Raw genomic sequence first — 14,108 nt, 5'->3', positions numbered from 1 at the left:
GCAGGGCTATTCTTATTTTGGCACACCGTGAAGTAAAAGTTATCGTCGTACATTTAGCGTATCGCTAAACATAAAAAAAGAGATACAGCAGGCTGTATCTCTTGAGGGTTATTCCTGTATCCACCAGATGGCTTCAAACGGGCGCAACAGCAGGTTGTCGGGCTGAGGGGGAGCATCCGCATAGTTGCTCAGTGCGACCCGCCAGGCTCCCTGTAATGACGCGGGAACCCATTGCTGGCGCTCACGGCTCAGGTTTGCCACCACCATCAGCGTCTGGCCCTGCGACCGCCGGCGATAGCACCACAGGGAAGGGTGGTCAGGCAGCAGATCTTCATAATCTCCCCACGTCAGCACCGGCAGGGTTTTGCGCAGGCGAATCAGCGTCTGGTAGGTGTAAAACACCGAATCAGTATCGTCCAGCGCCGCACGGGCATTGACCGTCTCGTAATTGTCGCAAACGCCAATCCACGGCTCACCCTCGGTAAAGCCCGCACTGTGTGTGGCATCCCACTGCATTGGCGTGCGGCCATTATCGCGGGATTTACTCGCCAGAATAGCCAGCAATTCTTCAGGGGCGCGACCGTTGGCCCGCAGTTCAGCGAACATATTAAGGCTTTCAACGTCGCGGTAATCGGTTATACGGCTGAAGTGTGGGTTGGTCATACCCAGCTCTTCGCCCTGGTAAATATACGGGGTGCCCTGCATTCCGTGCAGCACCATGCCGAGCATTTTCGCGGCGTGGGGACGGTACTCTCCTTCATCGCCAAAGCGCGACACAATGCGCGGCTGATCGTGGTTACACCAGAACAGCGCGTTCCAGGCTTTGTTGTGCATGCCCTGCTGCCAGTGGCGGAAGAGGGTTTTCAGCGCCACGAAGTCCGGCCTGGCCAGGGTCCACTTTTCGCCGCCGGGGTAATCCACTTTCAGGTGGTGGAAGTTGAAGGTCATCGACAGCTCGCGCCCGTCGAGAGAGGCGTATTGCTGACAGTTTTCCAGCGAGGTCGACGACATCTCACCTACCGTCATCAGGTTTCGCGGGGTAAAGACATCGCGGCTCATCTCCTGAAGATACTCATGAATGCGCGGTCCGTCGGTATAGAAGCGACGGCCATCGCCCACGGCGTCATCCGGGAAATCCTGGTCTTTGGAAATCAGGTTAATCACATCGAGGCGTAAACCGTCCACGCCACGGTCGGCCCAGAACTCGCATACCTTTTTCAGCTCAGCGCGCACCTGCGGGTTTTCCCAGTTGAGGTCCGCCTGCTCGGGGGCGAACAGATGCAGATAGTACTGCTCGCTCTCGGCGTGCCAGCGCCAGGCGTTGCCGCCAAATTTGGAGCGCCAGTTATTGGGCAGTTGTTCCGGCGTACCGTCGCGCCAGATGTAGAACTGGCGATACGGGCTCTCTTTATTCAGCGATTCCCGGAACCAGGCGTGCTGCGTTGAGGTGTGATTGAACACCATATCCAGCACGATACGAATGCCGCGTTGATGGGCCTGCGCGACCAGCTCGTCAAAATCATCCAGCGTGCCGTAGGCCGGATCGATGGCGGTGTAATTCGCCACGTCGTACCCGTTATCTACCTGCGGGGAAATATAAAACGGCGTCAGCCAGATGGCGTCGATGCCGAGGGTTTGCAGGTAGTCCAGCCGCTGCGTGACGCCGCGTAAATCGCCGGTACCGCAGCCCGTCGTGTCCTGAAAACTCTTTGGATAGATCTGGTAGATAACGCCGTTCTGCCACCAGTGAGGAAGGGTATTCATAATGCGTTCCTGCAAATGCGAAGGGGCGCAACTGCGCCCCGAAAGATGAAGTTAAACAATCTGCAGCGCGCCCTGACGGTACTTACGCTGGTAAACCACGGTGGTGAGAGCCATTGGGACGACAATCGCGATGACCATCGCCAGGGAAAACACCTGCCAGAATGCGGGCTGGATGGAGAGAATACCAGGCAGACCGCCGACACCGATCCCGTTCGCCATCACACCGTACAGACCGCATACCAGGCCTGCCAGACCGGAGCCGATCATCGCGCACAGCATCGGGAAGCGGTATTTCAGGTTGATACCGTACATCGCCGGTTCGGTAACGCCGAGGTAGGCGGAGATGGCGGCCGGAACAGAAATCTCACGCTCGTTATGCTTGCGGCTGACCAGGATAATGCCCGTGACCGCCGAGGCCTGCGCAATGTTAGACAGCGCGATGATAGGCCAGACCGGCGTACCGCCCAGGCTCTGAATCATCTGCATATCAATCGCCAGCGTGGTCTGGTGCACGCCGGTGATCACCAGCGGGGCGTACAGGAAGCCAAACAGCATGGCACCAATCGGCGCGAAGCTGCCGGTCATCAGGTGACGTACCGCGAAGGCAACGCCGTCGCCAATCATGCGGCCAAACGGACCGATAAACGCATGGGCGAGGAAGACGGCCAGAATAAGGGAGCAGACCGGCACCACCACCAGATAGAGGTAATCCGGTACGATGCGTTTCAGGCGCGTTTCAATAAAGCCCAGCGTCAGACCGGCCAGCAAGGCTGGGATCACCTGCGCCTGATAGCCCACTTTCGCGATGGTGAACAGACCGAAGTTCCACACCTCAGGCACCTGCTGACCAAGTAAGTAAGCGTTCATTAACTGCGGAGAGACCAGCGTGACGCCCAGCACGATACCCAGAATCGGCGTACCGCCCATTTTGCGCACCGCTGACCAGCAAATCCCGACCGGCAGATAGAAGAAGATCGCTTCGCCAATCAGCCACAGGAAGTCGTAAACGGTTTTCAGCGCCGGGTACATCTGCGCCAGGGTTTTGCCGTCGCTCATCGGCACATCACCGATAACGTTGCGGAAGCCCAGAATCAGACCCCCGCTGATCAGCGCCGGGAGCAGCGGGAAGAAAATCTCCGCGAAGTGGGAAATTAACTGCTCGTGCCATTTCATATTCTGGCGTGCAGCTTTCTTGGCTTGCTCTTTGTCGGCTGAACTGTGCCCGGTTGTTGCCAGCAGAGCCTGATAGTAATCGCCCACTTCGGTACCGATGACGACCTGGAACTGACCGGCGTTGGTGAAGCAGCCTTTGACCATGGAAAGCGCTTCAATGGCTTTCGGATCGGCTTTGGCCGGATCGTTCAGCACGAAGCGCAGGCGGGTAATGCAATGGCTGACGGTCGCGATGTTTTCACGGCCGCCTACCAGGACAATCAACTGGTCGATATCTTCTTGTTTGACTTTACTCATCATGAAACCTCATGACCGATGGTGAGGGGGGTAATGACCTGAGCGCAAGCCTACTCCTTCAGCGTGACGGCGAAAATGGGAACGTTCCCGAAATTGGGCGAAGATCACAATAAACTGATAAACGAGGGTTATGAAAGGTGGGCGGGAATCACGATCTGACGCGGCTCAGCACGTCCGTTAATTTGCTCAATCAGCTGTGCCGCGGCCTGCCTGCCTGACTCGGCGTAGCCCGGATCGACGGTGATAATCTCCGGGTGCAGAAACTTCATCAGCGGCGTACTGCCTACGCTCGCGATCTGCAGCCCTTCTATGCGTTGCTCCTGAAGATATTTACTCGCGCCCAGCGCCAGGGTATCGGTGGCGCACACCAGCGCCGTGGTCTGCGGGGTCAGCACGCTGGCGACCTGCTCGTAGCCCTGTTTCATTCCCAGCCCCGGCAGAGACGCGACGGCGGAAAGGTTGTGCTGTTTACAGAAGGTCAGGTAGGCCTCGTGACGCCGCTTGCCGGTGGTAACGTCCGCATGCGGTACGCCGAGGTAGCTGATATGGCGATGGCCTTTATCGTACAGACGCTGCATCAGGGTAATAATCGCCCCCTCATCGTCGTAACAGACGGAGGCAAAACCGTGGGCATCGCGCGCCAGCATCACCATCGACGCCTGCCAGGGCTTCAGCATCTCCTCTTTGATGCCGGTAAATCCGAACAACACCACGCCGTCAATGTTGCGTCGCTGGAGCATACCCAGATGCTCTTCAACCAGCTGCGTGGAGAACTGGCTCTCCATCATGATTGGGTCGTAGCCCTGCTCATAAAAGGCGGGCAGCATGGTCTGAACGGCGAGGTTCTCGGACAGGGAATCCAGACGCGAGACGATAATGGCAACCACTTTGTCACTTTGCCCGCGCATGGCGCGCGCAGAGCGGGAAGGGGAAAAACCGTGCTGATTCATTACCGCCTCGACGCGCTCGCGGGTGCGTTCGCTGACACCGCTCTCATTGTTGAGCACGCGCGATACGGTGGATTTCCCCACGCCGCTTAAACGCGCAATGTCTTTTATCGTAAGGCGGTTCTGCATGCTGTATTCCCTGTAACAATGACAACGTGGTCAGTAGAGCCTAATGCTATAGCGTGTTTTCGCTATGGGCAAAGTCTGGTTTACGTTCGGTTTATTTGCGGGGGAGTATAATACCGCCCGAATCGCCGCAAACGGTACGGTTAAATCCTTATACTGCGCGGCGGCACCCTACTTTTTTACTTACCGGAGGTGACATGGATCCCGATCCCACGCTTCTCCTGAACGGGAGCGTTCTTTCTTTCCGGTAAGCCAGCCTTTGTGCTGTCTCACCGGTATGTGAGGCAGCAACGTCCTGCACGTTCCTGCTTAAAACATTAAGTGCCTGTCAGGTACGGCCTTGCCACGCCTGCAGGAAATACTGTGTCCGCGTTTGCGGGCGCGGGGGAATGACTATGTTTAAAAATATCACCCGGCAGCTGCAGGCGATGCTGAGCCGCCACCTGCCACATCGTCTTGTTCAGCGCGACCCGCTGCCAAATGCCAAAAATATGGCCTCTGCAGCGATCCCTGCTTCCCTGAGCCAACGCTGCCTGAACGTGGCGGCGATGGATGAAAACGAAGTCTGGCGTGCCTTTGGCGGGCATCCGGAGGGGCTGAACGCGGCGGAAGTGGAAAAAATCCGTGCCGTGCATGGCGATAACCAAATTCCGGCGCAAAAACCGGCGCCGTGGTGGATGCATCTGTGGACCTGCTACCGTAACCCGTTCAACCTGCTGCTGACCGTGCTTGGCATTATCTCCTATGCCACCGAAGATCTGTTTGCCGCCGGGGTTATCGCCCTGATGGTGGGGATCTCCACGCTGCTGAACTTTATTCAGGAGGCCCGCTCTACCCGCGCGGCAGACGCCCTGAAAGCGATGGTAAGCAACACCGCAACCGTCTCGCGCGTCATTAACGATCTCGGGGAGAACGCCTGGGTTGAGCTGCCCATCGACCAGCTGGTGCCGGGCGATCTGGTGAAGCTGGCGGCCGGCGACATGATCCCCGCGGATTTACGTATTCTTCAGGCGCGGGATCTGTTCGTGGCGCAGGCCTCGCTGACCGGTGAATCTCTGCCGGTGGAAAAAGTGGCGCGCACCCGCGACCCGCAGCAGATGAACCCGCTCGAGTGTGACACCCTCTGCTTTATGGGCACTACGGTGGTCAGCGGCACGGCGCAGGCAATGGTCATCGCTACCGGCGGCAACACCTGGTTTGGACAGCTGGCCGGGCGTGTGAGCGAGCAGGAGAGCGAACCGAATGCCTTCCAGAAGGGGATTGGCCGCGTCAGCATGCTGCTGATCCGCTTTATGATGGTGATGACGCCGATTGTGCTGCTGATCAACGGCTATACCAAGGGCGACTGGTGGGAAGCGGCGCTGTTTGCGCTCTCCGTCGCCGTGGGGTTAACGCCTGAAATGCTGCCGATGATTGTCACCTCCACGCTGGCGCGCGGAGCGGTCAAACTGTCAAAACAGAAAGTGATCGTCAAACACCTGGATGCCATTCAAAACTTTGGCGCGATGGACATTCTCTGCACCGATAAAACCGGCACGCTGACCCAGGACAAAATTGTGCTGGAGAACCACACCGATATCGCCGGCAAAACCAGCGATCGCGTGCTGCACAGTGCCTGGCTGAACAGCCACTACCAGACCGGGCTGAAAAACCTGCTCGACGTCGCCGTGCTCGAAGGCGTGGATGAAGAATCTGCCCGCACGCTCTCCGGGCGCTGGCAGAAAGTGGATGAGATCCCGTTCGACTTCGAGCGCCGCCGCATGTCGGTGGTGGTGAGCGAGCATCCGGACGTGCATCAGCTGATCTGCAAAGGCGCATTGCAGGAGATCCTCAATGTCTCAACCCAGGTGCGCTATAACGGCGACATTGTGCCGCTGGATGAAACCATGCTGCGCCGTATCAAGCGCGTCACCGATAACCTGAACCGTCAGGGGCTGCGCGTGGTGGCGGTGGCGAGTAAATTCCTGCCTGCACGCGAAGGGGACTATCAGCGTATCGACGAATCCGATCTGATCCTCGAGGGTTATATCGCATTCCTCGATCCGCCGAAAGAGACCACCGCGCCTGCGCTGAAAGCGTTAAAGGCCAGCGGGATCACCGTGAAAATCCTTACCGGTGACAGCGAGCTGGTGGCCGCCAAAGTGTGTCATGAAGTGGGGCTGGATGCGGGTGACGTCGTTGTGGGAAGTGATATTGAGCACCTCTCCGATGATGCGCTGGCGACGCTTGCGCAGCGCACCACGCTGTTCGCCCGGCTGACACCCATGCACAAGGAGCGCATTGTCACCCTGCTGCGTCGCGAAGGGCATGTGGTGGGCTTTATGGGCGACGGCATTAACGATGCGCCCGCCCTGCGTGCGGCGGATATTGGTATCTCTGTAGACGGTGCGGTGGACATTGCCCGTGAAGCGGCGGATATCATTCTGCTGGAAAAGAGCCTGATGGTGCTGGAGGAGGGCGTTATCGAGGGACGTCGTACCTTCGCCAACATGCTGAAGTACATCAAGATGACCGCCAGTTCCAACTTCGGTAACGTTTTCAGCGTGCTGGTGGCGAGTGCGTTTCTGCCGTTCCTGCCGATGCTGCCGCTGCACCTGCTGATCCAGAACCTGATGTACGATGTCTCTCAGGTCGCCATCCCGTTTGATAACGTGGACGACGAGCAGATCCAGAAGCCGCAGCGCTGGAACCCGTCCGATCTGGGGCGCTTTATGCTGTTCTTTGGCCCGATCAGCTCCATCTTCGACATTCTGACCTTCTGCCTGATGTGGTTTGTGTTCCATGCCAACACGCCGGAACACCAGACGCTGTTCCAGTCCGGCTGGTTCGTGGTAGGGCTGCTGTCGCAAACGCTGATTGTGCATATGATCCGTACGCGTCGCATCCCGTTCATTCAGAGCCGGGCCGCGTGGCCGCTGATTGTCATGACCGGCATCGTGATGGCGCTCGGCATTGCACTGCCGTTCTCGCCGCTGGCCAGTTACCTCCAGCTGCAGGCCCTGCCGCTGAGCTACTTCCCGTGGCTGGTGGCGATCCTCGCGGGCTACATGGTGCTGACGCAGATGGTCAAAGGCTTCTATAGCCGTCGGTATGGGTGGCAGTGATTTCCCCCCTCTCCCGGCACGGGAGAGGGGTACGTTTCCTCCCAAATTCAACAACCTGTGATCTCCGTCAGCGCATTCGCTTGACGACAAAATGAGCGCATGTTAACTGAATGTTTTGCCTTTATTTGGCCCGTCAGATAAGGAACATTCATGTTACGGTACAGTCTCTTAACCGCCGGGCTGATGCTCGGCGCGTCAGCGTTTGCCGCTCCGGCAGGCGACTTTCCCCTGATGCCCTGGCCTGCGAAGGTTGAACGTCCAACGACGCAGGGCGCACTGGTACTCAACAACACCCTTTCCGTCAGCGTTACCGGAGATGACCTCGGCGACGCGGTCAACCGTCTGCGCCAGCGCATCGCCCTGCAAACCGGCTGGACGCTACAGCCGCAGGTCGTTAAACCGGACAAGCCCACTATCCGCATTGTCATTACCAAAAAAGTGAAGCCGCAGCCGCTGCCGGACAGCGATGAGCGCTATACGCTCACGGTCGATGCCAGTGGCGTGGATATCACCGCCAACACCCGTTTTGGCGCGCTGCGCGCCATGGAAACCCTGCTGCAGCTGATACAAAACGGGGCGGAAAACACCTCTCTGCCGTGGGTCACTATTGAGGATTCCCCCCGCTTCCCGTGGCGTGGGCTGCTGCTTGACTCGGCACGACACTTTATCCCGCTGCCGGATATCAAACGGCAGATTGACGGTATGGCGGCGGCAAAACTCAACGTGCTGCACTGGCATTTGACCGACGATCAGGGCTGGCGCTTCAGCTCGACACGCTATCCAAAGCTCACGCAGCTCGCCAGCGACGGGCTGTTTTATACGCCGGAACAGATGCGCGACGTTGTGCGCTATGCCACCGAGCGCGGCATCCGCGTGGTGCCGGAGATCGACATGCCGGGCCACGCCTCGGCGATTGCCGTGGCCTACCCGGAACTGATGAGCGCCCCGGGACCGTATGAGATGGCGCGCCACTGGGGCGTGCTGAAACCGGTCCTGGATCCGACAAAAGCGGCGACCTATCAGTTTGCGGAGGCGATGGTCAGTGAACTGGCGGCGATCTTCCCCGATCCGTATCTGCATATCGGCGGCGATGAGGTGGATGACACCCAGTGGAAAGCGAACGCCGCCATTCAGCAGTTTATGCGCGACAACACACTGGCAGACAGCCATGCCCTGCAGGCCTATTTCAACCGCAAGCTGGAAAATATCCTCGAAAAACACCACCGGCAGATGGTGGGCTGGGATGAGATTGCTCATCCTGATCTGCCAAAAAACATCTTGATCCAGTCCTGGCAGGGCCAGGACGCGCTGGGGCAGGTGGCGCAAAATGGCTATAAAGGCATTCTCTCGACCGGCTTTTACCTCGATCAGCCCCAGTCCACCGCCTATCACTACCGCAATGAAATTGTGCCGCAGGGGTTAAACGGCGAGGATGTGATTGGCGACACCGACAGCGCCCAGAGCTGGACATTCACCATGCCGCGTCTGAAAGGCAAGCCGGTGGAGGGGAGCTTCACCCTCGTGAAAGGGGATTCCGGCTGGCGTGGATTTATTGATTTCGCCGGGAAATCCCGTCGTGCGGTACAGGATATTGCGTGGCGCGACGACAATCAGGTGACGTTTACCGTCGATACCTGGATGGGCGAAACGCGCCCGGTGGTGTCGGTGGACAACGATAAGCTGAGCGGCTATTTCCTGGTGGGCAATGCCCGCTATCCCATTAGCGGCAAGCGCCTGGACGATATCCCCAAAGGCATCCCGCCGGTGGTACCGGACGCCGCTCATCAGGTGAACCTGCTCGGCGGGGAAGCCGCGCTGTGGGCGGAAAACGTGGTCGCACCGGTGCTGGATATCCGCCTATGGCCGCGCACCTTTGCGGTGGCGGAGCGGTTATGGTCCGCGCAGGACGTTAACGATGTCGACAATATGTACACCCGCCTGCAGGCGATGGACAGCTGGTCGACGGTCTCGGTCGGGCTGCAGCAGCATACTCAGCAGCAGGTGCAGTTCACGCGTCTGGCGAATAACGCCGATACCCTTCCGCTGCAAATCCTCGCGCAGGCAATCGAGCCGGCGCAGTATTACACCCGTCAGCACCTTAAGTTCCAGGCCGGAAATTACCATCAGTTCGAACCGCTCAACCGGTTTGCTGATGCGCTCAACGCCGAAAGTGCCACGGTGCGCCAGATGAACAAATGGGCTGACCGCCTGGTCAGCGACGCGGAAGACACGGAAAGCGCCGACGCGCTGCGCCACGTCTTCAACCGCTGGCAAAGCAACACCAGCGATGCGCTGGCATTAAGTGAAAACAGCTACGCACTGAAGGCGATTAAACCGGTTATTCAGGAGGTGGATAAGCTGGCCTCGATTGGCCTGCGGCTGACGGATCTGGTGGCGCGTCAGGGGACGCTGGATGACAACGAGATTGCCTCTATTCAGGGCGAGCTGGATAACGCGGCGAAAATACAGGATGAAGTGGTGATTGCGGCGGTGTATCCGCTGGAGACGCTGCTACGGGCGACGCGGAATCAGTAGCAAAACGCCCGGTAGCGCGTTGCCTGCCGGGCACAAAGGCAGCGTCGGCTGCCCCTGACTGAAACTTAGCGACGTACGGCGATCGCTTCGATTTCAATTTTCACGTCTTTAGGCAGACGCGCAACTTCCACACAGGAGCGTGCAGGGAAAGTGGCGTTGTGCTCAGTGAAGAACGCTTCGTACGTGGCGTTAACGGTCGCGAAATCGTTCAGATCTTTCACGAACACAGTGGTTTTCACGATGTCGCCCACTTTCAGACCCGCAGACTCCACGATAGCCTGTACGTTTTCCAGCGACTGACGCGCCTGCGCCGCCACGTCTTCTGGCACTTCACCCGTTTTTGGGTTCACCGGGATCTGGCCAGAGGTAATAATCATGCTACCCAGATCAACGCCCTGAACGTATGGGCCGATAGCCGCTGGTGCATTTTCCGTCGCGAGTACTTTGGTCATGATTTCTCCAGAATAACAGCTGATTAAATGTTCCCGGCCATTATAGGGAGGCCGGGATCCTTTACCAACCTCAATTAGTTGGCCAGCACCACATAATGAGAAAACTCTTTTTCGCAGTATTTGCATTTGAGTGCGATGTCATCGGCGCGTTTTTTCACTGCAAAACTGGACGAAACCGGCTCAGCATGACTGATGCAGTTGCTGTTCGGGCAGACCAGCACATTTTCAATGCGATCCGGCAGATTGGGACGGGATTTACCGACCACTTCGTACTCGTCGATGCGGTTCACGGTGGCATCCGGCGCGTACAGAGAGAGCTGGTTAACCTGCTCGTCGGTCAGGAAGGTGTTTTCAATCTTGATCAGGTCTTTGCGGCCCATTTCACCCGACGGCAGGTTCAGGCCGATGGTGATGCGCTGGTCGGTTTCGGTCAGCTTGAACAGCGTCAGCAGCTTAAAGCCGATCTGGGCAGGGATGTGGTCAATCACGGTGCCACGTTTGATGGCTTCAACCTGGAGTTTGTTATCGTGTGTCATTGTCGTTTCCCCTTACAGAGCCAATTCGCGATTCAGAACCAGTGCCAGTAACGCCTGGCGGGCGAAGATGCCGTTTCCGGCCTGCTGGAAGTACCAGGCGTGCGGCGTTTTATCCACGTCGGTGGTGATCTCATCGATACGCGGCAGCGGGTGCAGCACCTTCATATTCTCGCGTGCGCCGTCGAGGTCGCTGGCGCGCAGCACAAACTGTGCCTTCACGTTGGCGTATTCAGACGGATCCAGACGCTCTTTTTGTACGCGGGTCATATACAGAATATCGACGTTGCCCATCACCTCTTCGATGCTGGCATGCAGACTCCACGGGATCCCTTTTTCGTCCAGCATGTCGAGGATGTACTGCGGCATCGCCAGCGCGTCCGGCGCGATGAAGAAGAAGTGGTTGCCGTTAAATTTCGCCAGCGCCTGGGTCAGCGAGTGAACGGTGCGGCCATATTTCAGGTCACCCACCATGGCGATGTTCAGGTTTTCCAGACGGCCCTGCGTTTCCTGAATGGTGAACAGATCCAGCAGGGTCTGTGTCGGATGCTGGTTGGCCCCGTCTCCGGCGTTCAGCACCGGAATACCGCCGGAAAATTCGGTCGCCAGACGCGCCGCGCCTTCCTGCGGGTGGCGCATCACAATCGCGTCAACGTAAGTACTGATAACTGAAATGGTATCCGCCAGCGTTTCGCCTTTTTTACCCAGCGAGGTGTTGCTGCTGTCTGAAAACCCTACCACGCTCGCGCCGAGACGGTGCATGGAGGTTTCGAAGGAGAGGCGGGTGCGGGTCGACGCTTCGAAGAAGCAGCTCGCAATCACCTTGTGCTTCAGCAGTTCCGGTTGCGGATTTGCCTTCAGTTTTGCCGCGGTTTCCAGAACCAGTTCCAGCTCTTCGCGGCTGAGGTCGTTTATGGAAATGATGTGTTTTTGATAAAGCGGATTCATGTTTATCTCCTGACGCCGGGCAAAAAAAAGCCCCTCAAATGAGGGGCTCTGGGAATAGATTGTGCAACGGGAAGAAAAACGGCAGGCCAGCGTCTGATTTCAGACGCGGTAAGACGTTATGTCGTACACGCTTGACCATGCTTCCTCCCGGCAAATTGTCGGGCATTATACGCAGCTCGATTTTCGGATCAAGGGGTTTAATGCACACTTTACTCAATGCAAACGGTTCTTTATGAATATTAATTCGTTCTGAGTAAATAATTAATTTGTTTATGCACCAGCGCAGTACGCTTCACCACCCGGGGAGCGACCCAGACGATACTGCTTCCGGCAACCACACCTAAAATTTCCGGTAACTGGTGATAATCCAGAATTCGCGCCACCGCACGGCCATATCCGGCAACGGTATGAACAAGGATAAATTCGCTATTATGCTCCACGCTCACCACCATTTCGGAAACGGTACGCGCGGCATCGGGGGCAGGGCGCAACTGAGGATTCAACGAATAAATCTTTAGCCCTTTGGCATTTCGAATTTTTATGACACCGAGCAATTTCAGCAGACGCGAAACGGTCGACTGGCTGATGCTGTCAAACCCTCTCTCCTGCAAATCGCGGCGGATTTCTTCCTGGGAGAGATAACTCTTTTCGGCGATCAGCTGCTGGCACACCGTTAGCTGCAGTTGTTCTCTGGGAGAGCAGTCTTCGTAATCCATCATATTTCCCATATCAGTTCCCGACATAACCGGTGGCACCGCACCGGTCCGTAGGCCGGACAGGCGCAGTGCCAGCCGGCAAATTACAACAAGGCACCCAGGCTTAACGCCACCATAATCACCACCGTCAGGATCGCCAGCAGCGGCGCAACCCATTTCAGGTAACGCACGTAAGGCACACGGGCAATCGCCAGACCGCCCATCACAACCGCTGAGGTTGGTGTGACCAGGTTAACGATGCCGGAGGCCGACTGGTAAGCCGTAACCACCAGGTCGCGGTTGACGTTAGCGAAATCAGCAAGGGGTGCCATGATCGGCATCGTCAGAACGGCCAGGCCGGACGAAGAAGGCACAAGAAACGACAGCACGACCTCAAGCCAGTACATCACGTTGATAAACGCCACCGTGGACAACCCGCTGACCAGCCCTTCCGCGCTGTGCAAAATGGTGTGGGTAATCATGCCCTTATCCATAATGACTACGATACCGCGCGCAATGCCGATAATCAGCGCGACGCCCAGCAAATCTCGCGCGCCGTTGATAAACGTCGAGGTCAGCTCCTCTTCGCTCATGCGGGCAATCAGCCCGACGATAATGGCGCTGGCCAAAAATACCGCCGAGATCTCCGCCATCCACCAGCCCAGCACCGCTACGCCGTAGATCATCACCGCGAAGGCGAGGGCGAAGATCAGCAGAATGATTTTGCGCACCGGGGTAAATTCCAGCGAATGCTCGCCTTTATTGCCGAGGAAGTGGGCGAGGTTCTCTTCCTGCTTGTCTGCAACGATGGAGCATGACGGATCCAGCCGCACTTTACGGGCATAGCGCATCACCCATGCCACGCAAATGATCCAGCCGATCACCAGCAGCGCCACGCGCAGGGCGATACCGTTGGTGAACGGGATCCCGGCGGCGTTAGCGGCGATCACCGTGGCAAACGGGTTGATGGTGGAGCCGAGCGTGCCGATCCCCGCCCCGAGCAGCACGGTGGATGCGGCGACAACCGGATCGAAACGGGCGGCCAGCATCACCGGGACCAGCAGGGTATAGAAGGGCAGGGACTCTTCGGCCATGCCGTAAATGGTGCCGCCAGCCGCGAACAGCGCCATCAGGATCGGGATCATCCACTCTTCACGTCCGCGAAGGCGGGTGGTTACGCGTTCGATCCCGGCGTCGATTGCCCCGGTTTTGGTGACGATCCCGAGAAATCCCCCGATGATCAGGATAAACAGCGCGACGTCGATCGCTCCGGCCTGGCCGGAAATGGGATCGTACAGCCCGGCAATGGGGGCCATCAGTACGGAAACCAGCCCCTGCGGATGCGCCGCCACGTGCGCGTACGTTCCGGCAATCGGCACTTCTTTACCGAGGGTTTCATTCATTGCCATCTGATACTGACCGGCAGGTACGACCCAGCTCAGTGCCGCTACAACGGCAATCAGAAAAAAGAGAATGGTGTAAGCGGAGGGAAACTTGAACTTGCCCATGATGTTCTCCTGTACCCGGCGCACCC

At 57.7% G+C, this 14,108-nt stretch carries 11 protein-coding genes and 1 pseudogene; 3 read left to right on the top strand and 9 right to left on the bottom strand.

What is annotated here, in order from left to right; genetic code table 11:
- Positions 1-108: 108 nt before the first annotated feature.
- The 3 genes from treC to treR all read right to left on the bottom strand — a co-directional run bounded on the left by treC (position 109) and on the right by treR (position 4,310).
- Entirely contained in the window at positions 109-1,764 is a 1,656-nt protein-coding gene (gene treC / locus AC2FAP_RS15165; protein ID WP_485452983.1) for an alpha,alpha-phosphotrehalase, read from the bottom strand.
- 51 nt (positions 1,765-1,815) lie between these two features.
- Positions 1,816-3,234: a PTS trehalose transporter subunit IIBC gene (treB, locus tag AC2FAP_RS15160; protein WP_025205752.1), complete on the bottom strand. Its 1,419-nt coding sequence runs from the start codon at positions 3,232-3,234 to the stop codon at positions 1,816-1,818.
- Positions 3,235-3,362: 128 nt separating this feature from the next.
- On the bottom strand, positions 3,363-4,310 hold the full coding sequence (gene treR, locus AC2FAP_RS15155; RefSeq protein WP_014168396.1) for a trehalose operon repressor TreR: 948 nt from the start codon (positions 4,308-4,310) through the stop codon (positions 3,363-3,365).
- A gap of 392 nt (positions 4,311-4,702) precedes the next feature.
- On the opposite strand from treR, the gene mgtA reads away from it, so the two are divergent.
- On the top strand, positions 4,703-7,411 hold the full coding sequence (gene mgtA / locus AC2FAP_RS15150; protein WP_047956192.1) for a magnesium-translocating P-type ATPase: 2,709 nt from the start codon (positions 4,703-4,705) through the stop codon (positions 7,409-7,411).
- Between the two features lie 150 nt (positions 7,412-7,561).
- On the top strand, positions 7,562-9,946 hold the full coding sequence (locus AC2FAP_RS15145; protein WP_485452982.1) for a beta-N-acetylhexosaminidase: 2,385 nt from the start codon (positions 7,562-7,564) through the stop codon (positions 9,944-9,946).
- A 65-nt stretch (positions 9,947-10,011) separates the two neighbouring features.
- Here the strand turns inward: AC2FAP_RS15145 and ridA are convergent, their stop codons facing one another.
- From ridA to AC2FAP_RS15125, 4 genes are all read right to left on the bottom strand, one after another.
- Positions 10,012-10,398, bottom strand: a complete 387-nt coding sequence (ridA, locus tag AC2FAP_RS15140) for a 2-iminobutanoate/2-iminopropanoate deaminase (RefSeq protein WP_014168399.1) — start codon at positions 10,396-10,398, stop codon at positions 10,012-10,014.
- Between the two features lie 74 nt (positions 10,399-10,472).
- Positions 10,473-10,934, bottom strand: a complete 462-nt coding sequence (gene pyrI / locus AC2FAP_RS15135; protein WP_025205744.1) for an aspartate carbamoyltransferase regulatory subunit — start codon at positions 10,932-10,934, stop codon at positions 10,473-10,475.
- Positions 10,935-10,946: 12 nt separating this feature from the next.
- The gene (gene pyrB, locus AC2FAP_RS15130; RefSeq protein ID WP_014168402.1) at positions 10,947-11,879 is read right to left on the bottom strand and encodes an aspartate carbamoyltransferase; all 933 of its coding nucleotides are present in this window, start codon (positions 11,877-11,879) and stop codon (positions 10,947-10,949) included.
- A gap of 34 nt (positions 11,880-11,913) precedes the next feature.
- Entirely contained in the window at positions 11,914-12,018 is a 105-nt protein-coding gene (locus AC2FAP_RS15125) for a pyrBI operon leader peptide (protein ID WP_168769597.1), read from the bottom strand.
- Between AC2FAP_RS15125 and AC2FAP_RS15120 the strand changes: the two are divergent.
- Positions 11,998-12,115: pseudogene (locus AC2FAP_RS15120) on the top strand (hypothetical protein). The gene AC2FAP_RS15125 and the pseudogene AC2FAP_RS15120 overlap by 21 nt on opposite strands.
- A gap of 3 nt (positions 12,116-12,118) precedes the next feature.
- Here the strand turns inward: AC2FAP_RS15120 and AC2FAP_RS15115 are convergent.
- On the bottom strand, positions 12,119-12,598 hold the full coding sequence (locus AC2FAP_RS15115) for an arginine repressor (protein WP_025205741.1): 480 nt from the start codon (positions 12,596-12,598) through the stop codon (positions 12,119-12,121).
- An 80-nt stretch (positions 12,599-12,678) separates the two neighbouring features.
- Positions 12,679-14,082 (bottom strand): YfcC family protein, encoded by a 1,404-nt coding sequence (locus tag AC2FAP_RS15110; protein WP_485452981.1) that lies wholly within the window; start codon positions 14,080-14,082, stop codon positions 12,679-12,681.
- Positions 14,083-14,108 lie beyond the last annotated feature (26 nt).

The sequence above is a fragment of the Enterobacter cloacae complex sp. 394I7 genome (genome assembly GCF_057320345.1).
Note: the sequence above shows the minus strand (reverse complement) of the source record. Positions and strands in the feature narration are given on the sequence as shown.